Annotated in this window: 22 protein-coding genes; 10 read left to right on the top strand and 12 right to left on the bottom strand. The window is 34.9% G+C overall.

From position 1 onward, the window contains the following. Position 1: 1 nt before the first annotated feature. The 10 genes from BGO84_RS18180 to BGO84_RS18135 all read right to left on the bottom strand — a co-directional run bounded on the left by BGO84_RS18180 (position 2) and on the right by BGO84_RS18135 (position 10,260). Positions 2–1,900, bottom strand: a complete 1,899-nt coding sequence (locus BGO84_RS18180; protein WP_291031301.1) for a P-loop NTPase fold protein — start codon at positions 1,898–1,900, stop codon at positions 2–4. 143 nt (positions 1,901–2,043) lie between these two features. Beyond that, positions 2,044–3,798, bottom strand: a complete 1,755-nt coding sequence (locus BGO84_RS18175) for an ATP-binding protein (RefSeq protein WP_291031299.1) — start codon at positions 3,796–3,798, stop codon at positions 2,044–2,046. A 2-nt stretch (positions 3,799–3,800) separates the two neighbouring features. Beyond that, positions 3,801–5,006 carry an SIR2 family protein gene (locus BGO84_RS18170; RefSeq protein ID WP_291031297.1) on the bottom strand — a complete coding sequence of 402 codons (1,206 nt, stop codon included), beginning with the start codon at positions 5,004–5,006 and terminating at the stop codon, positions 3,801–3,803. 1,132 nt (positions 5,007–6,138) lie between these two features. Further along, positions 6,139–6,780, bottom strand: a complete 642-nt coding sequence (locus tag BGO84_RS18165; protein WP_291031294.1) for a nucleotidyl transferase AbiEii/AbiGii toxin family protein — start codon at positions 6,778–6,780, stop codon at positions 6,139–6,141. A gap of 8 nt (positions 6,781–6,788) precedes the next feature. Beyond that, on the bottom strand, positions 6,789–7,115 hold the full coding sequence (locus BGO84_RS18160) for a hypothetical protein (protein WP_006799146.1): 327 nt from the start codon (positions 7,113–7,115) through the stop codon (positions 6,789–6,791). A 311-nt stretch (positions 7,116–7,426) separates the two neighbouring features. Further along, complete coding sequence (locus BGO84_RS18155; RefSeq protein WP_006799145.1) at positions 7,427–7,723, bottom strand: helix-turn-helix domain-containing protein; 297 nt, start codon at positions 7,721–7,723, stop codon at positions 7,427–7,429. Between the two features lies 1 nt (position 7,724). Next, the gene (locus BGO84_RS18150) at positions 7,725–8,003 is read right to left on the bottom strand and encodes a helix-turn-helix domain-containing protein (protein ID WP_291031293.1); all 279 of its coding nucleotides are present in this window, start codon (positions 8,001–8,003) and stop codon (positions 7,725–7,727) included. Between the two features lie 390 nt (positions 8,004–8,393). Continuing rightward, positions 8,394–8,984 (bottom strand): hypothetical protein, encoded by a 591-nt coding sequence (locus BGO84_RS18145; RefSeq protein WP_291031292.1) that lies wholly within the window; start codon positions 8,982–8,984, stop codon positions 8,394–8,396. Continuing rightward, positions 8,984–9,484: a DUF3408 domain-containing protein gene (locus tag BGO84_RS18140; protein ID WP_291031289.1), complete on the bottom strand. Its 501-nt coding sequence runs from the start codon at positions 9,482–9,484 to the stop codon at positions 8,984–8,986. Before BGO84_RS18140 ends, BGO84_RS18145 begins: the two co-directional genes overlap by 1 nt. Next, positions 9,484–10,260 (bottom strand): ParA family protein, encoded by a 777-nt coding sequence (locus BGO84_RS18135; protein WP_291031287.1) that lies wholly within the window; start codon positions 10,258–10,260, stop codon positions 9,484–9,486. Before BGO84_RS18135 ends, BGO84_RS18140 begins: the two co-directional genes overlap by 1 nt. Positions 10,261–11,353: 1,093 nt before the next feature. Between BGO84_RS18135 and BGO84_RS18130 the strand changes: the two genes are divergently transcribed. The 5 genes from BGO84_RS18130 to BGO84_RS18110 all read left to right on the top strand — a co-directional run bounded on the left by BGO84_RS18130 (position 11,354) and on the right by BGO84_RS18110 (position 15,858). After that, positions 11,354–11,710: a MobC family plasmid mobilization relaxosome protein gene (locus BGO84_RS18130; protein WP_291031285.1), complete on the top strand. Its 357-nt coding sequence runs from the start codon at positions 11,354–11,356 to the stop codon at positions 11,708–11,710. Beyond that, the gene (locus tag BGO84_RS18125; protein WP_291031283.1) at positions 11,700–12,995 is read left to right on the top strand and encodes a relaxase/mobilization nuclease domain-containing protein; all 1,296 of its coding nucleotides are present in this window, start codon (positions 11,700–11,702) and stop codon (positions 12,993–12,995) included. The genes BGO84_RS18130 and BGO84_RS18125 overlap by 11 nt, the downstream gene beginning before the upstream one ends. Positions 12,996–13,165: 170 nt before the next feature. Further along, on the top strand, positions 13,166–14,059 hold the full coding sequence (locus BGO84_RS18120; RefSeq protein WP_291031281.1) for a DUF5683 domain-containing protein: 894 nt from the start codon (positions 13,166–13,168) through the stop codon (positions 14,057–14,059). A gap of 63 nt (positions 14,060–14,122) precedes the next feature. Beyond that, positions 14,123–15,376 (top strand): carboxypeptidase regulatory-like domain-containing protein, encoded by a 1,254-nt coding sequence (locus tag BGO84_RS18115; protein ID WP_291031279.1) that lies wholly within the window; start codon positions 14,123–14,125, stop codon positions 15,374–15,376. 8 nt (positions 15,377–15,384) lie between these two features. Beyond that, positions 15,385–15,858, top strand: a complete 474-nt coding sequence (locus BGO84_RS18110; RefSeq protein ID WP_291031277.1) for a hypothetical protein — start codon at positions 15,385–15,387, stop codon at positions 15,856–15,858. A 16-nt stretch (positions 15,859–15,874) separates the two neighbouring features. Here BGO84_RS18110 and BGO84_RS18105 read toward each other — a convergent pair whose 3' ends face one another. Beyond that, a complete protein-coding gene (locus tag BGO84_RS18105; RefSeq protein WP_291031275.1) occupies positions 15,875–17,215 on the bottom strand; it encodes a hypothetical protein in 1,341 nt (446 codons plus the stop codon). Between the two features lie 116 nt (positions 17,216–17,331). Between BGO84_RS18105 and BGO84_RS18100 the strand changes: the two genes are divergently transcribed. Continuing rightward, the gene (locus tag BGO84_RS18100) at positions 17,332–18,525 is read left to right on the top strand and encodes a hypothetical protein (protein WP_291031273.1); all 1,194 of its coding nucleotides are present in this window, start codon (positions 17,332–17,334) and stop codon (positions 18,523–18,525) included. Next, on the top strand, positions 18,512–18,946 hold the full coding sequence (locus BGO84_RS18095) for a hypothetical protein (RefSeq protein WP_291031271.1): 435 nt from the start codon (positions 18,512–18,514) through the stop codon (positions 18,944–18,946). The genes BGO84_RS18100 and BGO84_RS18095 overlap by 14 nt, the downstream gene beginning before the upstream one ends. On the opposite strand, the gene BGO84_RS18090 is transcribed toward BGO84_RS18095, so the two are convergent. Next, the gene (locus tag BGO84_RS18090; RefSeq protein ID WP_291031269.1) at positions 18,940–20,652 is read right to left on the bottom strand and encodes a hypothetical protein; all 1,713 of its coding nucleotides are present in this window, start codon (positions 20,650–20,652) and stop codon (positions 18,940–18,942) included. The genes BGO84_RS18095 and BGO84_RS18090 overlap by 7 nt on opposite strands. 136 nt (positions 20,653–20,788) lie before the next feature. On the opposite strand from BGO84_RS18090, the gene BGO84_RS18085 reads away from it, so the two are divergent. From BGO84_RS18085 to BGO84_RS18075, 3 genes are read left to right on the top strand one after another with little or no spacing between them, the layout of a single operon-like run. Further along, complete coding sequence (locus BGO84_RS18085; RefSeq protein WP_291031267.1) at positions 20,789–21,001, top strand: hypothetical protein; 213 nt, start codon at positions 20,789–20,791, stop codon at positions 20,999–21,001. A 40-nt stretch (positions 21,002–21,041) separates the two neighbouring features. Further along, the gene (locus BGO84_RS18080; RefSeq protein WP_291031264.1) at positions 21,042–21,620 is read left to right on the top strand and encodes an RDD family protein; all 579 of its coding nucleotides are present in this window, start codon (positions 21,042–21,044) and stop codon (positions 21,618–21,620) included. A 10-nt stretch (positions 21,621–21,630) separates the two neighbouring features. Then, the gene (locus BGO84_RS18075) at positions 21,631–22,821 is read left to right on the top strand and encodes a hypothetical protein (RefSeq protein ID WP_291031262.1); all 1,191 of its coding nucleotides are present in this window, start codon (positions 21,631–21,633) and stop codon (positions 22,819–22,821) included. Positions 22,822–22,825 lie beyond the last annotated feature (4 nt).

The raw sequence follows: 22,825 nt of genomic DNA, 5'->3' as shown, positions 1-22,825 counted from the left end.
TCTATTTTTTTAGATTAAATGCTTTGCTTGCTTTGGATTTTCCATCCTTGAAATAATCATTTAAAAATTCACCTATTATCGGTTCTGATTTAAAATCTGCTAATCTTATAGCAACCGCAGGCTCAATATCCGATACACTGATTATTTTAAGGGCTTCTATATAATGATAAACTGTATTGTCAATTTTAGCTTCTGTCATTACATTGAAAATATCATATAATCGTTTTTGCTGAGGATTCCTCTTTAAATTAGAGGATAAAAGATTGAAAAATGCTTCTTTTTCAACATCATTAAATGTCTGGAATTTTTCAGAAATTAAAGATCTTGTAACCGTTGATGTCATATTATCTGGTAATAATTCATTGAAAAACGCTCTTATTATAGGTGGAATCATACTCGTTGCAGTGATAGAGTTTTCTAATTTATCCCGAGCAATCCAATAGTAATCTCGTAGATCAACTCCTGATAATAAAGGCTCAATTTGAAACCACTTTATTATTTTGGGCTTATTCCATTCTTTAAAATATGATTCTTTCATTTCAGAAATAATATCTTCAATTCCTTTCTCTTTGCATAGAGTTTCTATTTCTATAATTTCTTTAGGTATTCCATCTTGAATAATCTGCCATTCAAATAATTTTTTAAATAACTTAGGTTCAGAATATTCAAGTATCATCAGTTTTGCTAGAACAGCATCATCAAAATTCTGTAAGGTTGCCACTTCTGCGAGCCTTTTCCTAATAGTATAGGTGTTTAGAAACCGTTTAATCTGCCGGGGATTTCCATACAAGCTATTTGTAATTAAGGGTACTAGAGAAGGTATTGTTATTACATTATCTTTTACCTTTCTGAAATCATTGTCTTCTAATATTTTCTCAAAATTCGACAATCCAAATGCAGAATATTTATTTGTTGATCTATATTTCTTAAATTCGTCCAGTACTTTTTTGAATTTATCATCACCAATTTCTTTTTTACAGATAAGCATTGATATATAAGTTTCAACTTCTGATTCTGAAAGTCTTGGTAAAGAATAAGGAAGCTGAATTAATTTCTCTAAATAATCAATAATAATCCTGTTATTATCGTCCTCTATTTCTTTATTGTTTTTATACTTATATTCAATAGCATATTTAACTATTCGAGGATCTGCTCCGATGACAAATGCAGTTTTGGGGACATTCAGGAAAAGTTTAATTGCTTCAAGATTTTCAATAATTCTTTCAGGACTACATCTATCTAAATCATCAATAATTACAACTAACCGTTTGAAATTTGTCGCATCTAAGAGTTCTGAAAAATCTTTTCTAAATTCAGCGACTGCATTTGTAATGTTTTTATCATTCTCTTTCCCTTCTTTTATAAAAGATTTAAATATTTCCTTTCCTTCATCCGATTGAAGTTTTTTAATTATTATTTCTGGGTTATTGCCCCATTCTGCTAACTTCTGGATGGCAAAGGGAACTAAACTAAGCCCTCCCGTAAAATATGCAGTAACGGCAGGTAAAGCTACATTTTTCATAACCATGCCTGCTCCACGCATCCAGTCAATAGACTTCCAAAGTTTCTTTGCTTTTTCTTTTATTGTATCCTTTATTGCATCAGGAATTTTTTTGTTGTCTTCCAATTCCTTAAGAATAGAATTGAGTAATGCAGCCTTAGCATCATCATATCCCTCAAAAGTCCAACCATTAAAGTATATACAGAGCGAATCCTTATCAGCATCCTTATCAAACGCTTCTTTTACAATTTGTAAGACACTGGATTTACCACTACCCCAATCACCAAAAACCCCTATCGTAATCGGCAAAACAGATTCATCATAAATGATATTTATTAATAAATCAGCATGTACGTTGAAGCCTAATAGGTCTTCTGAAGTTTCGTTATCAGCCCACATAAACTAGTAATTATAAGTAGTTACTATACAAAAAATTATTTATGCTGTACATATTATCAAAAAAAATATCATTGATGGTTCACAATGTTACCGATAACCGTAATATTGTGAATCCAACTATTTTTTCATAATAATTTATTTACTCATTCATTTATCAACTTCTTAAATTTAGGTGTATCAAATTTAGGAGTTATTGCAGGTAAATCGACTTTAACCGAGATAGGCATAGGAAAATCAACTCCCATAATGATAGCTTCGCCTGAACCTAGAGACGGTAAGAAGGATAGGGTTTCTTTATTCGCCGTTGAGCAAGCACTACCTATTGCCTCTTTGTCTTGATAATTTATCAGCCTATGTGTAATAAATGTTCCCATTTGACTCAGCGTCCCAACTGGTATATCTCTTGGCATCTGCGTAGATAAACATAGAAACAAACCATATTTCCGACTCTCCTTTGCAATGTTATCAAAAGCGTTTAATTCTGTACTTTCAAAATATTCATCCTTAACTTTCTTATTTAAAAACTGATGTGCTTCATCTACAAAAAGAATTAGAGGATTTTCTCTAAAAGCGTTTGTTCGAGCTTTATTTAACAGATACCGCCCCAGTGAATTGGCTAAAATTTCCCTTGCCTGAAAATTATAAGGTACATTTTCAAAACCAATCCTTAAGATATTCTTATCAGTACTTGCTAAAAAATCGTTTATCTTAGTTATTAGATTACTTGTCGTAGGTGCATTAAATCCAAACATTCCTGCGTAATCATTGTCTGAAATCACATTATTAACACGCATTATTAGGCTTGTCGCATTTCCATAATTTCTGTCATCTCTACTGTTTGACCAACGATCGTTAAATATTTGATAACATTCATTCCCAATTTGTCTATGAAGTAGATTTATTCTGAAATTATTTATTGTGAAATCTTCAATTATAGCCTTATATGTGAAGTACGCATTATTATATGGCGCAGTAAAATTATTTTGTTTTACAACTAATCCATTATTTATTATTACTTGCTGACCTCTAAATGTAAAAGTATCATTAGTTCCATCATTGTTATGTCCATTATTAGGAATATTATTCATCAAACAATGTGCTACTTTTAATGATTTAATCGCCTCTAGTAAAACTGGTTGTTGTACCTGGCCAGACGGCCTAAATAGGACAAACAAATCATTTATAGTCAAATTTTGGTATGGAAAATAACTCTCGGAGATCAAGACTGAATGGTCAACATTTAAATGAGTATCAAATGTTGAATATTCTCCTGTTGGATCCAATATGATTGCTTTTGCTCCAGTTTCTATAACTCCTTCGATAAATTTACTTATGGTATAACTTTTACCACCCCCTGTTGTACCTACAACTGCACAATGACGGCTAAAAATTGCCTGCAATGAAATGTCTACCGGAACATTTTTGTCATATATTAAATTACCCATTCTAAATGTAGGTGAATGTTCTATGTTCTCAGGTTTTATCCCAAAGGTCTTAAAATGAGTAGCAAGAAATTCGGCAGAACAAATAAATACTTTGGAACCTATAAGCGGCAAACTGTTTATTCCTTTTTCTATTTTACTCGGGTCAAACAAATCAAAAGATAAAAGAATTTCAATTCTTCCTACCGGATGAAAAGCCTTTGTAGAAAAAGTCCTTTCACTTAATTCTAATCGTTCTTTTTCAGGCAACGATATTTCTAAAATTTTACCCAGAAATCCCTTTTCTTCACCTTCAATAAGAATGTAATTTCCGACAAGTCCTCCTCGTAGGACCTCCGCATGATGTACAAATGTTTTCATCAGTACAGATGATGGGAAATGGACTTTCACAAATGCAGGAGATACAAAATTTACATACCCAAGAAAATGACTATGATTGAATGGACTATTGCTCATATTTAACTTTTTGGAATGTTAATTACTATTTGTCGCGTATCTTCCGGATTATATGATTTCAGATCAGGATAATATTTAGCAAAATCCTCAAATGTTTCTGACACAATAGATATGTTAGAGTATTTGCTTGCAGCTTCAATAAAAGGTTTTAGATTCTGATTGGTTTCATCAATATTTCTATTAATAATCATCAATTGAAAACTTGGATTTTGTTCTAAGGCTTCAATGATAGCTGTTACAATATGCTTATCTCCGAAACTAAATCCTATTGTAATAAGAAAAACATTTTCCTCTCTTAAATTTGCCTGAAATCTTGACATCATCTCGAAATAGGGTTGTTCATAAGAACTTTCATACTTCGATTGATGTGGGTATATCATCAATGGATTGGCTGGATTTTCTTTTTGTACAATTCTATGATCTTGTTTTTCCCAGTTAACAGAACCATGTAATTTATATAAATGGAAAACTTTCTGAATAAAATTATCTTCTTCTTTTACTCGACTTTGGTTTCTGGAAACAATATCGTAATCATAATTTCGTCCACTGAAAGTTCTTGGTTGGGAAAATGAAAAACCATCAATAATTACAAAATTGCTTTCACAAGCTGCTTGTTCAAACATCAAGTCATAATTCAATGTAAATAACTTAAATCTGGGTAAAGTAACTTTGCGTTTTGTTATCTTGTTCAAAAGAAGCATATGAGGTGAATTATCAGGCAAATCCAATTGGCAGGCTTCCTTTATAAAAACTTTAATCTTATTTACACAATCTTCAATATCAATATCAGTTTTAGAGACATAAGGGATCGCAGGTGTTGACATAGACAATACCTTTTCTAAATTCTTAACTATAGAACCATCTTCATTCTTCTCTTCGTAACCAATTGTTTGTAATAGCTTAGTGAAAATTTCCGTGGACAAGAGAGCCTCGGCATCGTCCCATAAATTAACCATCGATTTACCTAGCTTGCCATTTTTCCCCCAACCAATAGAAGAACCAGCACCTGTAAGTAATAACAGATTTTCGAATTGATTATTCAATATTTGAGAATATTTATTTCTCTTTGTTGCAATAGCATAGTCTATTCTGTTATCAGAACTTTCCTTAAAATCGTGAAGTTTTCCATCAATATATACCTTCACATTATTAGGATCACTATCATCATATGCTACCTTGCTATTATTATTGAGTAAAATAAGCTTCATATTCTCATTTTATTATTGGTTTTAAACATTTTCCCCAAAACTACAGTTCTGCAATTCATTAATTGAAATACTTAAAAAATCTAGATAATATTTCTAAATGATATTGGAAATTAACTCTCTTAACTTTCGACTTTAACAACAAAAGCATAATCTATTCCAACTTCAAGTAAATACAATTCTTTTATTTTTACTCAACTTTTCAATGTATTTTTCATAATATGTTTTGAATTATTAAGATAAATCTTAATAATTCAAAATTAAACAAAATAATGTAACATTTGATAATGTTAAGTCCTGATTTTCATATTTATCTCTCCACGAATGAACTGTAATCCAATAAAATGACCGATCCAAAGCCTGAGCATGTTTTCCTTAGCAGGAAAAGTTTTGTTTTATTTACCTCTACTGCCATATAGTGGAAGTTGCTGGATAAAAAAATAGTTAATTGATAAGATTCTTTAATTTATACATGTAAACTGATCCGTATGAGAGTAGATGAAAAAGTAATTACCAGAATATCGTCTATGACTTGCCATACCGAAAAGAAAACAATAATTCCGGTTTCCCATTTTGCACCCTCTTCATCCAGAGTATCTCACTTCGCACTATATCCCTTTGGCAAAAATACATGGATAAGCCACGCGGTCAAATTCAGGCTCTGCGAGTTTAGGTGAAAATACTTCCCCTGCGTTATCTCTTCGGGAAAGTATTCCCTCCTAAAAATTTGACGCTTGGCTTTCTTCATCTGCAAGGCCAAAGGGACATAGCATGCGAAGCCGACATCCGACGCATAGGATATAAGAGCCTGCCCAAGGTCAACAGCAAACAAAAAAGAGGGGAACAAAAGCTGCTCTCCTCTTCCTCTGCATAAGACCGGATTGTTATAGTATTCCTTTTTTCGACTTATAGCCGAAAGGCGTTGCGGTAGTTCTCATCCAATAATACCCAATGCAGAACCTTACTGTCTATCTGTGTTTTAGGTTAAAACAGCCTTGCCAATTAAGTATTCTACAGTTTTTTATTCCCTTTAAGTCCGATTTTTTTAAGTTTTGTAATATTACAAAAATATCCACTTATTTTTAATAGTTTTCCGTTATTGCCGGATACAGCCTATGTTATTTAAACGAACAACTCACCTTATCCCCCGACTTTTCCTTCTTGGAATTTGAACCCGTTCTTTTTTATCAGCCTTATCCAACAGACCAAAACATTTGTTTTCTTCCTGGGTCATAGCTGACAAACGGGCTGTAATATCCTCCCATTTAAAGTCTTTACCCAAAAGGTCTATCTTTTCCGTAAAACGGATGTCATCATAATAACTAAGCCCTTTGGCTGCACGATAGGGGTTTGTCTGCGGATATTTTGTTCCGAATGCCGTCAGCATTTCTTTCAGGGATAAATATCCCGATAAATAAGCCACATCGATAAAGTCTTTCAACCGGGTACCATTGTCGGCAATAGCCGATAGTTTCATCGCTGCAATATCCTTCAGACTGTATAAACGTATACCATCATCCTGTATTCGAGCTTCTACATCCGGATAATCGTGACGGATAAAATCCAGTTTCACACCGTTCACTTCACCTTTCAGGCTGAAACCTTCCCTGAAATCGCCTCTGAAAGCATATTTATCCTGCAAGTATTTTTCAAGCCATGAAGGGTTGAATTCTTCTACAGTAAATAAATCCAGATCAATACTTTTCCTATGTCCGATAAGCAATGACAAAGCAGTACCTCCGGCCAATGAGAATTGATCGAATACGGTATCACTCATAATAGATTTTAAGAGTTCATAAGTGCCTGTCTCGACTGTTTGCGTATGTAACATTTGAGATCCTCCTTCTTTAAGTTAAAAGCAGTACAAACAAAAGCAATATCTTTATCGGAAAGGATCAATACTTCATCCCGTATGATTCGTCTGACACCATCCATTCCCCCGTAAAGAGCGAATAGGGCATAATAATCCTCATCCCAGCCTCTTTCTATGACACGCTCTACTACCAGGGCCCGCATATACTGCCAGTCAAAACTGCAAAGGTCATATTCCCACAATAAACTGTGCCTTACCTTTGGCTGGTGTTTGATTTGTTCTTTCCAGTCAGACCACATACTGCATTTTTTTATTTGTTAGAACAAAAATAAGTATTTCTATCCGAATGGAATCTATTATAAAGAGTTAATTACTATTGTCATGCTGCTTCTATCCATGATTAAACAAAATTGATTAAATAATGATCCTCTTATTTATCCGTCCACGAATGAACAGCAAGCCGGTAAAACACCAAAGCCGGAGCCCTGACGGGTTTTCCTGAATAGAAAAAGCTTTGTCTTATTTACCATTGCTTGCTGTGTGGTAAAAGTTACCGGATAAAAAAGAAAAAAATAGTTGGGTTTGGGCTAGCTTAGTCCACATCTGAAGTTCACTGCCATCCTTTACGGTAGTTTTCCTCCAATAGCTTCTGTATATCGCTTTCCCGATAAAGTACCTTACCTCCTAATTGGATATAAGGTATTTTCCCAGTTGTGCGGTAATCCTGCAAGGTTCTTCGACTGACCTTTAGCCTGTCCGATACTTCAGGATCGCTCAGAAAACGTTCCCCGTTTAGTGTCGGCTTGCATCCTGTCAGCGCGGCTTCGATCTTGTCCAGCATCCTGTCCAATGAACTAAAAAATCTTTTTATACGATCGTTTTCTCTTGTAATAATTTCATTGCTCATACTACTTTGATTTTAATTTGTTAATAACTGCTTCTACATCTTCAGGTTTGTAGAATATTTTATGGTTAATCTGGGTATAAGCCAGTGTACCATTATCCCTGTAGGTTTGCAGGGTACGTTTCGAGATGTTAAGTATCCGGCATACATCCTGATTATCCAGCCAGCGGTGAAGACCTTTGTCCTGATGATCGCCACACAGGTTTTCCACTTTCCCGATAAAGGCTTCAAAACGGTTCATCATCGCTTCAAAAGCTCCGGCTTCAATGTTTATTACTTCCATATAAATTCGTTTTTAATTAATAAAATTCGTTTACAATCGCAATATATACTACTAAATGGTAAGTTTTTCCTGTGTGACGTCATTTGTCGCTATTTGTCGTAATTTGTCACCTTTGCACATTCTGTCTTGTCCTGAAAATGGTTGACAATAAAAAGTGTAAACCAATGGACGGACAAAAGAAAGAATTAATTCAGTAGTGTTTTCCTGGTTTACAGCCTGATGGTAGCCAGTGGCTCCAGTTTGGAAGCCGATGGCATTGCCATTGGATTTATTCTATACCATATAGATCATATAATATAATTGAAAATCAGCCCACGAAAATTAATCTGTGGGCTGATTCTTATTGTCTATCCCGATCTTATCTATTCCTAATTCTTTACCGGAATATGCTTATTGTCTTATAAACTTGCGGTATGCTTCATTTCTGACCGACTCATAAGGGCTGCTGTCTTCTATCCGGTCCAGTGCCAGCAGGATGCGTTCCTGGGCGCGGGGAATACGGGTGATCAGTTGTTCGAAGAAATCTGTATTGCATAGTTTAAAAGCTGTCTCTACCGAAATTTTCCGGCCTTCATCTCCAACCTCTTTTCCGGTAGCCAGGTTTGCCATTGTTTCAAGATCATCCCATATCACCCCGGAATCTCCCTGATCCATCATCCGTGCGCGGGAGATGGCATAGACAAGGTTTTTATGCATCAATGCTTCCAGCAGATCCTTGCTGACAAGGGAACGGGCTACGCTTACACGCAGCTCATAGCTGCTCTCTTCGATATAATGTGAGGCTTTTCTTAATTTCTGGGATATAAAGCCGGCTGCTATCCCAGATAGCTTTACCAGTTGTTTCTTCACTGCTTCATATAGATCCGATGCCATACTGCGATGCATATCCACGAATGCCTTTCGAAGCGATGGACTGCTCAGAAACAATCCGGTCCATAGCCACAGATTTATCACTACAAGTGTTTTTATAAATGTATCCATTATTCTGTCGGATTAAGATTGTTTGTACGGTAAATAGTATCGATATCCTCCCTGAAGGTTTCGAGGTGGTTCAGGATGATATTTTCCACATAGCTGCTGATCGTGGCTTTGGATTCATCCATCAGGTGGACAATACGCATCAGCCTGCGATGGGTGGCAGCCGTAATATAAAGTGGTTTACGATGGGTAAAATCCACCCGTACAAAAAACACATACTGATAGTCATCCTGGGTTTTACGTTTTTTCTTTCCGGGAATTTTAGATGAAGGCAGTTCTGTTGATATCGATGTTGTTGATGCAGGTGGATTATCCGGTTTTGCATCCGGTTCCATCTTCACAGGATCTGAACCATCCGCTACTACATCGACAGGTATTGTATCTACAGGCTCTGCTACTTTTTCTTCCTGCCCTGTTTTGTGTACAGGCTGATCCAGATCGATTCCTTTATGTGCCGATTTGAGCAGGTCTTCGTATCTATTTGTTGTTTTATCTGCTGCCATTAGATCAGAGGTTTTAAGTGAATAATTTCCAGTATTTCATCGACCAGCAGATCCAGGTTACTGCCTTTGATCAGGTTCTTATCAGCAGGAAAGATGGTGGAGAGAAAGACGGCATCGCTGCCCTCCAGAGATTGCTCCTTGTCGTAGCGAACGGATTGGGGAATGGCTGTATGCATCAGGGATAAACCGAATTCCCGGATAACGCCTTGGTAATGGGTGAGCCATTCTTTTTTGATACGCCCGTCGATACGGTTCCAGAATAAGTGGATGGATTTGAGGTTTATATCCGTATGTTCCCGTATCAACTCGCTGGCGGGAATAATAAACGAGAGGGTGCTTTCCATCGAGAGCCGGGAAGGAGACATCGGTACAAAGACATAATCCATGCCCATAAAAGTAGTAATCACACCCTCGTTGTTGATGGTGCCGGGCAGGTCGAAAAAGACCACATCATAAGCGGCAACCTCTTCTGATAAAAATGCTTGTGCTCTGGTTATAGCCTCTTCGGGCTTGGCACAGACAATCGGATAAGTTTGTTTACCCAATGATTCGAACAGCTCAATAGCTTTGGATTGGTAATGCAGGTTGGTCTCCAATTGACGAATCTCCCGTTTACGCATCTCATAGACACTGCACTGCGGATAGTCGCAGTCTATCACGGCAACATTCAGCCCCTTTTGGTAATGAAGGTAGCTTGCTGCCAGTACGGTGAAGGTACTCTTGCCGACTCCGCCCTTCTGGGTGGAGAAAGCGATAAATAAAGGTTTCTGTTTCATACGAATTGACAGTTTTAAAATTAGACATATTATTATTTAGAAAATTTTCAGTTTTTACTTCTTGATTGAAAGTTGTACGGATGACTATCAGATTTTAAAATCATCTTATTTTCAATAAAATACTAAAACGATCAACCTTTCATGTTGTAAAATTTTCAAGTCTTCATGTTTCCAAATTACCAAACGACCAACTTTTCAAGTTTGATAATTACCGATTTGTCAAATCTGAAAGATTATCGGAAAAACAGCAGGTTTACCAACCTCCAATTTTTAGTGTTTTATATACAAATTGAAAATAATCTGTTTTTTAATCTGTAAAAACTGCACATTGTAAGTTTATCTGACTTTCAGATGCGAATATATAACAACTTATTTATCAGCACATAATACTCGTTTCTATTGCATAGAAAGACTTTGTTTTGCTCCAGAAAAGAGATGGGTTATGCCAGGTTTCGGCGAATGTGTTGTAAAAAAACAATATTTACTGACAGGGAAAACTTACCTGATTTTCCGGTATAGCAGATCGAAGCAGTTCGCACCGATATTTTTATGTCTGAAACAGTAATTTACAGCGAGTCCCCGCAGATAAATCCAATACGTATAAAGCATTGTATTTCAATGAATATTATTATTTAATTCGTGGTCTGTATTATTAAAATAACAGACTTATGAAAAGTAAAAAAGCACTATCAGCGGCCTCTTATCTAAGCCGCATTTTTAAAAATGATGTAACAATTAAATGTCCGGGATGTATGGTTTTATGTTCCGGAGGGTGTTTAACGGTTGCCGCCAATTCAAAAAATAAAGAGACTACCACCTCTTTATTTTTTTCTCGTCGTCAAAGGAGCAAGGTAATCGCACGGGTTACCCGAAAATCGCTACGCACATTTTCGGACAACCTTCGTGCATACCTTGCCCTTGCAGGGGGCTGTGACCACGCACTGGGCAGCCTGCGGATTTTGCTCCCGATGGTCGCAAAAAGTCCGGGCTGCAGGAGGGGACTCCACTGTATCTCCCGGTGGTCGTTTCCGTTACGCTTTGCTCAGATGCTAAAAGGATATGATAGTTTTCCATAACATGAAATAGAAAAGCTATGGAAAGTGAAAATAAATTGAAAGCAAAGGTTCTTCGTGGGAGACCAAAAAAGGAAAAAGAGAAGTTGAATTGTTCTATCAATCTCAAATTGACAGAAAAGGATTTTACGTCCGTGAAACAGAAAGCTGAGAAACTGGGTATGAAAGCTACACAGTATGCTCGAGAAATGGTACTAAAGGGAAGTGTTAAACTTCGCTTTTCTCTGGAAGATTTGGATTTGATGCGTAAACTCTCGGGCATGGCTAATAACCTGAACCAGATAGCCAGACAAGCAAATAAATCAGGTCTTGCCAATACGGCGATGGAGGTAATAAGTATAACGACTAGAATCAAAAAGCTGCTGGATGATCGCTAAGAATATAAAAGGAAAGTCATTTAAGGGATGTGTCCAATATGTAATGAATGAGACGGCTGAACTACTCGAAGCGGAGGGAGTATGGGCTGATAATGCCAAAGATATGATCCGAAGTTTTGCGATGCAGCGATCAGGTAGAAAAGAGATAAAACAACCTGTTGGGCATATCCCTATATCGTTTGCTCCTGAAGACAAAGAGCGGATGACAAATGATTTTATGGTACAACTGGCTAAGGAGTATATGTTGGAAATGGGTATTAAGAATACGCAATATATTATTGTAAGGCATCATAATACCGAGAATGAGCATTTGCATATTGTGTATAACCGTATTAACAATGACTTAAAACTGATATCTGTCAATAACGATTATAAGCGGAATATCAAGACCTGTAAGAAGCTAAAGGATAAATACAATCTGACTTATGGCAAGGGAAAGGATCAGGTGAAAAGAGAGAAACTCAATGATCCGGATAAGGTGAAGTATTATATCTATGATGCGATAAAAGCTGTTTTACCGACTTGTAAAACTCCTGCCGATCTACGATTTTCTCTAAAAAGATATGGTATTGAGCTTGAATATAAATTCAAACGGGGTACCAATCAGATTGAAGGTGTATCGTTCCGGTATAACAATATTGCTTTCAAAGGATCACAAATCGATCGAAAATTCAGCTTCGGAAAGCTAAAAAAGGTATTTGAGGAGAATATTAAATTACTACAAGAACAGGCGAAAGGAGAGCAAAGCTATGCTTTGAAAGAAAAGGAAGAGGCAATAAGGGAGCCGCAGATACAGGAAAAACAGCCCCCAAAAGTACAATCTCAAACTGAAAACAAACCGGAGGTACACATTATAGGTGGGGTTAAATTAACACCAGAGCAGTGGCTAATTCTGGAAGAGGGTGGCTTTATATATCTGGAAGGTCTTAAAAAGAAGGATGGCAGTGGAAACTTTTCTTCCTATGTATTCCTTAATGATGAAAAGGACAAAGCTTTTTCGTCCAAGGAAAATCCAGATGAGCTTGTTAAATATGGCAGGTATGAGATGCGCATCAGGGATAAAATACTCATAGAAAATGGCTTTAGAACTAAGGCCAAAGTTAAGTGGTGCGGTGGTATTGATTTTCAATATCCGTACCTCTGGAAAGAAAATAGAGAGGATACTGAATACAAAGTGTCATGGGGTGATCCGAGGGTATCGAAAGAGAATAAGGAAAATAAACAGCAAAAAGAGAGTCAAAGTCAACAACCAATGAGAAAAAGGCCAAGACAGAAACTAGGCTGAACTTTCAAAATGGTATAGTATAATTGCAGGAGATATAGGGCTTGTCTAAAAGACTAAAGGTGCTTCTTGGAAGTATATAAGTATATTATCTTGATAAGATTGAGATACTACCTTAAATATTAGATTTTCTATTCAGTTTAACTATATTTGTACTCTCATTAATATCTAAGATGAAACTATTCTTTTATTTGTTTTTATTAACCTTCTTGTGGAGTCTAACACTTTGTCTATATTCGGCGAACCAAGGTTTTCCATCTGATGGAAAACGTCCGGATTGGTTATCTGATAAATTGCCTGTTCCTTCAAATAATACCTTCTATTATCAGATATCATCGGCTAAGGCTTATAATCTCGATTCGGCTCGTAATGGGGCATTTAAGGAGCTTATAAACTATATAGATCAAACTAATAATATTAAAATAAGTGGTGAGATAATTACAACGTCTTCTTCTATTCAAACAGAAGATAATGTAAATGAGATTATTAATAAAGAATATTCTTATAAATACAAAATAGACTCCGAAGAGCTTTTTGTCCATTTTCGAAAGGTTGATGAGTACTGGGAAGCCGAGAAAACTAGTGATGCTAAAACAATATATCATTGCTATACTTTATATATGGTAAGCAAGAACCTGGAAAAGCCTTTATTCGATCATGTAAGTTTTTCTTATAAATATGGTATGAGTGCTTTGTGGCGTTCGGCTTTGGTTCCGGGTTATGGACAAATATACAAAGGTTCTGCTACAAAAGGAGTAAGTATATTAGGTGGAGAAGTCGCACTGATTACAGGCATAATCTTAACAGAAAATACGAGATCCAGTTATCGACGCAAGGCAAAAGAAACGTTTGACGTAAATAAGATAAAAAATTATACGGACAAAGCTGATAATTACGAAACAGTACGGAATGTCTGTATTGGAGGTGCTATTGCTCTTTATATATATAATGTGGTTGATGCTGTCGCAAGTAACGGAAAAAAAAGAACTATGACTAATAAACGAATAGCTTTTACTCCTACATTCAGCACTGAGCATAATGGAATATCTCTTTCTCTTGCATTCTAAATATACAGTTGAAATACTATGATTTTTAATAAGCTCCGAATATCCTTAATTATAATATTAACGATGATATCATGTGTCAAGACAGATCCCGATATCTATGGGAATATTTATGGAACAGTTTCCGATATGGAAACCAATGAGCCAATACAAGGAGCAGAAGTGACCCTGTCGCCCGGAGGAAAAACTGTTGTAACAGGAAGCGATGGGAGGTATGAATTTAATACGCTCGAAGCAGGTCAGTATACTCTATCTGTTACTAAAATAAAATATCAGACCAATACAAAATATACGACCATTAATCCGGGTGTAACAACTAAAGCCGATATAGCTTTACAAACCGGAAAAGGGAATCTTTATGTAGACAATAAAGAAGTCGGATTCGGAGTTGATTTGACACAGAAAGTCTTAACTATACAGAATAAGGGTGTAAATACCCTTAATTGGTCTATTTCGACAGATAGTGAATGGATTTCAGAGATCAATCCATCGGAGGGTTCTATCAACGCCAATTCAAGTTCATCCATTACAATTAAAATAGATCGAAGTAAATTGACCAATCAAGGAGTCTCTGAAAGCCGATTGTTGATAATCTCTGATGCCGGAACTGAAGAAATTCTGGTAACAGTAAATAAAACTAATAATCAAACAAGCGATATAATTGTCAGTGATGGATTAGTTACTTACTATAATTTTGATAATGATTTACTGGATCTATCAGATTACAATAATCATGCTCATACGGTTAACAATCCGGAGTTTACAACTGATACACCGAATAGTAAAGGAAAAGCTCTAAATCTGTCGGGGGCAAAAAAGCAATATCTAGTAATACCGTCAAATCCATTAGCCAAAACAGATGGTTATACTACATTGAATGAATATACGGTTTCTTTCTGGATAAAAGGAATATCAACAGGAATGATATTTTCTCTGATTGATTCGCAAGAATCTTCATCACTTCCATATTTTTATGTTAAAGATAATGCTTTCAATATTGGAATAAAAGGCAATGGTACAGCAGAAACAATTCTTTTTGGAAGTGGAGTAAATGATTTGCAAAATGGCTTGTGGCATATGGTGACATATACGACTAAACAAGGCATTCAGAGCTTGTATATAGATTCTGGTCTTTGGTCTGAGAAGAAAGTCGCGTATCCGACCTATCAGTTAACTACAAAAAATCCTATTCATTTTGGAGGAGATGGAGGTTTCCCGAATTATAGAACAGCCTCAAGCTTCATTATCGATAACATTCGCTTTCACAATATAGCTATAACACCGAATCAAATAGAACAAATATATAATAGCGAGAAATAAGCCCTGATATGAAAAGATTGAGATATTATTTTTTTATTCTATTAATAATTTCGATTAGTTCCTGTAAGACGAAGTCTGTATCTTCCTCAAAAGATACAGCGGTTAATAATCCTTGTCGATGTTATACAGAGAAAGAAAGTAATATAATATCTTATAGCGCTGTTGGAGAGAGCATCGACGAAATGTACTCGAAGACCAAGGCGTTGAGTGATGCCCGCATCGGTTTGGCTGCGCTTGTGCAGTCGAAAGTTTTATCCATTGGCAATAAATTTCAGGAGTCTGACAACTTAAACCAGACAGAAGAGCTGAAAATAAAACGAAGAGAGGCTACACGAATAGCTGTAGAACAATCTCTATCGAATATGAAAATTGTCTGTGAAGAAACGATAAAAATAGAGACGGGAACTTATAAAACTTATATTTGTCTGGAGGTTAAAGTCGAAACAATAGAAAAGGCACTTCGCTCTTTTCATCAACTTTGATTGATAACATGCATAGTTATTGAATAAAAGGTATTACGGAGACTTTATTTTTGTCAAGTTGCTCCATCACATAACCAGCTTTGCATTCTTTGCTAGACGGGTCGCAGATCATATACTTTTTACCCTTGAATATTTTATTATAACCGGTCTGTTTATTATCGAGGTAGATGCCCGTCGCAACATGTTTATCAAACTCAAACAATACAACATCCAAATTGAGAATTTCTTTAGCGATTCGGGCAAAGAAAATTGCCCTGTCTTCACAATCAGTATATCTTTCTAAAGGAGTTTGTTCTGCAAACAATGTCTTCTCGATTGCGTCTTCCTTATATGAGAAAGAGTGGTAAAACCATTTCAGTAATTTATCAACTTTTTCTGTGTTATTCTGTGGTGATACTTTAAGGGGCTGAAGTGCTATATCCAATGATTTTTTTAGTTCAAGACTTAGCGGTGTATTTAGATACACCGAGAGTTCGGTATTGGGGTATGTATTATAAAAATCAACCAAAGCCTTTGTACACCTTATATGTGAATTCATTTCTATATAAGGCGAATTTATTTTTCGTTGTATAATTGTTGATACTAAACTGGGGTTTCTTTTAATATGCAGATTTAGATCTCTATTCGCTAAACTGAAATTTTTCTGATAAGAATATATTTTATCATCTTTTTTAAAAGTTATTTGCTTTGATAACGGTTCTATGTAGTATATCTTATTTTGAATATCTATGCGATTTTGGTTGAATATTTCTGACGTAAAAGGCATAAGTAATACCAAGCGGCCTTTATCGATATCTGTATTCCGCCCAGTTCGCCCAAGTTTGATATCATACCCTATATGAGTTAAAATAAAACTGTTGAATAGTGATTTATTATTTTCTTCATTTTCTGAAAATAATTTATTTGAAAGGTCATTGATCAGGTAATAGATAGCCCAGTCATTCAGATTAAATTGTTTTCTTATCGATTGTATATCTAAGATTGTCCTTACAAAATCGGATTCGCTAAGGGCTTTCCATCCTTTAGCAACTTCACTTTCAGATAACGATTTTAATTTAATTATTATTAATGGATCTATTCTTACAGAGAATCTGTTCTCGAAAAAGTTCAACGAAATGGTATTGTAAGGTGTATTCTGAGATTTGGCAGGATAACTAAGGTCGTCTTTGTCAGGAGTGAATGACGCATTGGTAATTCTTAAATCTGAAGATTGTTTTGTCCTTTCTGTCCCTTCCAATACAGAAAATGCAGTCCATTCTTGTTCCAGATACTTATAAAAGTCTTCATCCATTTTTTTTGTATAATCAATAAATTCATCATCAAGTCTATCTACATAGGCATTGAATGTTGAATCCATTGATGCGAATATGTCGATCTGTCCATAGGCTCCAGTTAAGCAAAAAAAGGACACTGAAAATAGAAGAAAACGTAACCTCATAATATATGCAAATATACCAAAATTAACTTATCTTCGTGATAGGAATAAAAAATCAAAGGGAAGTGCTGTTCGAAGACTGTGTCAAAGAAATTATAACGAAAGAGGATGAGAGATACAAACTTGTATCAGTATCTCTGCTATCTTCCAAAACTGATATTATTAAACATATAAGTAAGCGTAAAGATCTACGACAAATAAAAGAGAAATCATCTTTCTCCGAATTGCGAAAGAAAATTATAGAAGTTCTCTATTCCGAATATGTTACTGCTCAGAAAATTGATTCTTTCTTTTCGGATGAAGCTCTTTTTAAGGATTGGATTATCCGCATTTCTAAAGATATATTGAAACGGTTGCGATTGCGGTCAAATTCATCGGCAACTATTGATAAGGACTTAGACCCTAGTCCATATACAATAGCATTTATTGTTTCTCGAACCTTCATATACGAGTTGATAGATTGGAATAAATATCAATCCCGAACATTTAATACTCCTGAATCTATTGAGTCCGATCTAGCATCGGTATATGCTCTCAGGTATCCTATAAATATTGAGGTACTTCTTGAGTTACTTAAAAAAGATGATGGGGATTTATGGAAAGTATTCAGATATGTTATCTATAAAATTACAGATGTTGTTGCATATAAATATCTATATAAACTTAATAATAAAGATGATTTAAGGAGCGAAGCATGGATAAGATCGAATGAAAAGATATATAATCTGATTCTTTCGAACAATACCCCGAATTTCGAAACCGGCATTCATTTGAGAAATTATATATGGAGAATCAGTGTGAATAATCTGGCTAATCTCATTAAGAAAAAGAATATTGTGACAAATCACATTGAAGATTTGAATGATATTGATAAAATATTGTCAGCAGATTGGGGAGAACCGACTTCAGATAATTTTTCATTTTTTGATATTGATATCAATAATTTGGAAGATATCAAATTGGGGTTAGTTAATGTTTTGTTCAATAAACCTGATGGAATATATGAGTCGATATCGAAGGGCATAGATGATAAAATAGATATTTTACTACAACATACCGATGGAAAATCTTATAAAGAACTTGCCGAAAATATATATGGTAGTAACTTATCTGCGAAAGAACAGAAACAATGCGAAGATAATCTTCGACAAGGCGTTTCTCGAGTAAAGAAAACATTGGTGGATCGGTTTAAAGATTTGATAAGTAAAAAACTAGGAGATGGAAAACGGTAATTGTAAATATACAGATAATGATATTTGGAACTATTATTCCAATCTATTATCGCGGAATGAAGAGGCTGATATGCAGGAACATATTCTTGCATGCGATCATTGTAAACAAAGGCTGCATCACCTAAGAGGTATTGCAGAGTCTTTAGATGATAATGAAGATACAGATATGTCATCTAAAGAAGAGCCTATAGGTATCAAAAAGAAATACTCTATGAAGCGATATCTGGTTTTAGCAGCTTCTGCTGTTGCTGCAATAGTCTTATTATTCCAAATAATATCTCCGAATAAAGGAAAGAATCCGGAAGATACTGAACATCCGATATATAATACAGAAAGCCCGTCTTATAGTAAGGGAGATACTTTAACTTCGGATAGTACAGATGTCGTGTTCGAACTAGATACTTTATCTATCGATCAGTAGATGTTGCCATTAAACAAGTCAATCAAGTACATATTCAGATCATCATCTTTTTCAAGTTCCAAATCTGCTTTAATTGTTGATCTATGTTTACGTATAGTCTGATCTACAATATTGTAACATAATGATATATGTTCTTTTTTCATTCCTATTCCGAAACAGATGCAGTATTGTATCCGAAGGTCATTAAAGTTTCTATTTTTTAGAATAAAGATAGAATCCCTATCTATCGTTTCAAGTTTGTCTAAATATTTTTTCTGATCGTCGGGGTAAATCAATAATTTTTCTCTAACTAAAGAAGAAACTTTCCTTACGAGAATATTCTGATCCTCTTGTATGTTCTCTCTCGCTTCTTCATTCTGCATTTGTAGTTTAGCCTCAGATTTTTGTAGCTTCACAATTGTTTTTTGCTTCAAATTTACCAACTTAATGACGCGTTTCCATTTAATTGCTAAGAAAGCACCTATAGCTATTAGCAGACAAAGAATTGATAAAAAAAAGATTATCTGTTCTTGGTGTTTTATCTGGTTTTCTTTTTTTTCTGTCTCATATTTGACCTGTATATCAGATATTATTTGATACTTTTCGTTATCCAATATCTGTTTTCTGTACTTAAGCTCCTCTTGCTGATATAGAAAGGCTTCTTTATACTCATTTAAATCCATACAGACTTCAGCCAGATTATTATATAAATCTGCATACATAACTAGATTTTTGGAGACAGACCAATTATTCATTAATTGGAGTTGACCTTTCATAATATCCACTGCATCTTTTATTCTATTTTGCCCCTTGTATATCTGCCCCTTAACCCATAAGCAGTTTACTTGCATTACGGTATCTGTTGGGGAAGCTAAACTAATAGCACTATCAACCAAAGATCCTAACTGGCTATAGTCGACCTCTTCTTTTTTCAACGAATTTACAACAAGGTTAAGATAGTTATATGCTATTTCTTCCGGTCTAAGTTCCTCTTTTAAATCTGATTTAAATAAATCAATTACTTTCTTATCTAGGATAATAGCCGAATCCAGATAACATTCTTTTAGCTTATTCTGGTAGAGAATAGAATAATAGAAAGCCTGAACTCGTGTATAAGCGACATCTATTGATAAATTTTTGTCTGCTTTGCTTACAATATTAGCCATTCTATTTCGGGCAATTTCCAGATTAGAAAGGTCTTTTTTTTGAATATAACTAAAAGATATATTATGTAATATATATATCGCCCTTAAGTAGCCTTTCTTCGATTGCTCATAATAGCGAATCGCTTCATAATAATGCTTATGAGCATTTGTTTCGTCTAACATCATATTATAATAGTCACCCGATACATAATGGTATAAAGCGATTGTATTATTATCGTTTGCCTTTTGTAAAAATATAGTTGCAGAATCCAAAACTAGTTTAGCGTGACTAATATCTCCAAGAAATATATCATTATGAGCGATTCGGGAATATAATTCACAGAGAGTATAATCCTTTTTTTGTCTTTTCGCATCCCTTAATAATATGGATAATACTTTCTGCTGTTTCAATAATTCTAATCCGGATATCTCTTCTAACAAATTATACTTCTTATCGAATGAAATTTTAGAATTTTCTAATCTATCAGTAATTGAAGAGTATTCATCAGCTTTTAGTTCAATCGGCGTGATGAATAATAAAAAGAATATAGAAACAACGAAAGAGATGGATTTTGCGGACATAAAATCATAGAATTAGAATCTGTTATGCAAGGCAAAGATTATTTATAGAACAAATTTAAAAAAAATGAGATAAAGCTGTCACAAATATTCAAGGTTATTACCAATTCATATGAGTTTAATTAAAAAATCAATTCATATGAAAAAGAAATTATTTTCAATTTGCATTCTTGCTATCACTTTTTTGAGTTTTACAACAAGTCCAGCTGATACTTCAATCGGGAGACAGAATGAAATTTCTATTATTCCCCCTATTATTATTCGTCCTCCAGTAAATAAGCAAAAATTGATGTATCATAATACCCTCTTTATAGACAAATCAACATTTGTAGACAGCAGTTTTGAGGCGTAAAATATAATTTCGGAAATAAATTAACTAAACATCAAAAGCCATGTCAGAATATCAAGAAATTGAAGAACAGCAAAGCAGAAAACCTCTTATTGAAATTTATAATGAGTATTATATCAAAGCTCCTTTAGGAAAAAGATTCTTAGCGATATTCATAGATATCCTAATAATTACAGGCTACTTTATTCTCTCGTATCTAATTACATTAAGATTGCTTATATCTTCTATACCTTATTATTATACGAATAATTACAGTGCTCTTGAGTTGTATTTCAATCAGGGCAATATTAAAGATAACATTGAAACCAACTGGTACATTGTGTTTATAATATTTGTGTTACTGCCCCCACTCCTTTATTTTCTGATTAAAGATGGTTTAGGGCAAGGTCAGAGTCTTGGTAAAAGAATAGTAGGATTACAGGTAATTTGTCTGAAGAATAATATCCCTTGTACAAAGTCAAAATCTTGCTTGAGAAATCTTATTTTATTACTACTGAGTATAATAGCGCTTATCCCTTTTATGGGATGGTTTGTTGAACTTATAGCAGTTATAGCGAACAAAGAAGGTAAGAGACTGGGAGACATGATAGCAAAGACACAAGTAATCAGTAAAAATCCATAAAGTAAATTCCATGAAAACATTCACTCAATGTGCCCTCTTATTCATAATTCTCCTATTAGTAGTGGGCTGTTCAAAAAAAACAACATCAAGCGAAGATATCGAAAGAGGGAAAAAAGCATTTGCCGAATTTTACCAAATGGACGCAGATACCTGTATTCAACTGGATAGTGTACACTTTTTATTCACGAAAATGTTTGAAAGACCTCGACAGGGTGATGGAGACTCAGTGTATGTTTATATACTTAAGGTCAATAATAATGAATGGTCTCCCTTGCTTTCTAAAGGATTGATGCGGGGCATGTCTTACCCTCCTGTCGTATCTGCCGAGGTTGTAAGTCTTGAAAACAAAGAATATCTATACATGGAATATGACTTTGGGGGAGGAAGTATGGGGAATAATGACACAGACTTTATCCTTTACGATCTTAAAGATACGAATAATGAATACACGCTATCCTTTGAATACTATCCACCCGATGTTGATGGTACTTCATCTGTAGCACCCAGTGAAAATTTGAAACGAGGAAGTACTTTGTTTACATTTCTTTATGATAAACTCCAAAGTAACGAACTGTTTCTAAAAAATGGAGGTATAGCTAAAACTGAAGATACGCCTCCCATGTCGGGATGGAAGTGCTACAATTTGCTCGGCCGTGTGAGGTCCGTGAAATATGCAGACGGTACTTACTTAGAATTCAATGTGGATGGAAATTTGACTAAGAAAACTACCGTGTGGGTCTTCGAAGATGGAAGCAAGCATATAAATACAGTGACCAATATTTATTCAAGTTTGAATGAATATTCCAATGGTGGGGCATATGAATATAAAATCGAATATGGAAAGAATACAAGAAACGAAATAGAACAGGGAGGTGAATATTTTCGTGACAGTTTCACCTTTGACAAACAAGGGCGGCTTAGCAAATATCATCCAAATGTTGGTTTTGACGCTGTAACTATTGAATATAAATACAGAAGCGAATCAGACCTATTTCCCTACAAAGAGGTTGAGAATGCCGGATATGAAGGAGGAGGGGGCTCATCCTCCAAAGTTTCTACCTTCGAATATCTGAAAACAGATATGAATGGCAATTGGATGGAACGAAAGGTTGATTGCAAAATTTCAGGAGTGGACGAAGAGGACAAAAAAAGCTATAATACGACAACTTTCAGTGAGATACGAGAAATAACGTATTTCTGAGAAC

Source organism: Dysgonomonas sp. 37-18 (genome assembly GCF_001899125.1).
Taxonomy (GTDB): domain Bacteria; phylum Bacteroidota; class Bacteroidia; order Bacteroidales; family Dysgonomonadaceae; genus Dysgonomonas.
Note: the sequence above shows the minus strand (reverse complement) of the source record. Positions and strands in the feature narration are given on the sequence as shown.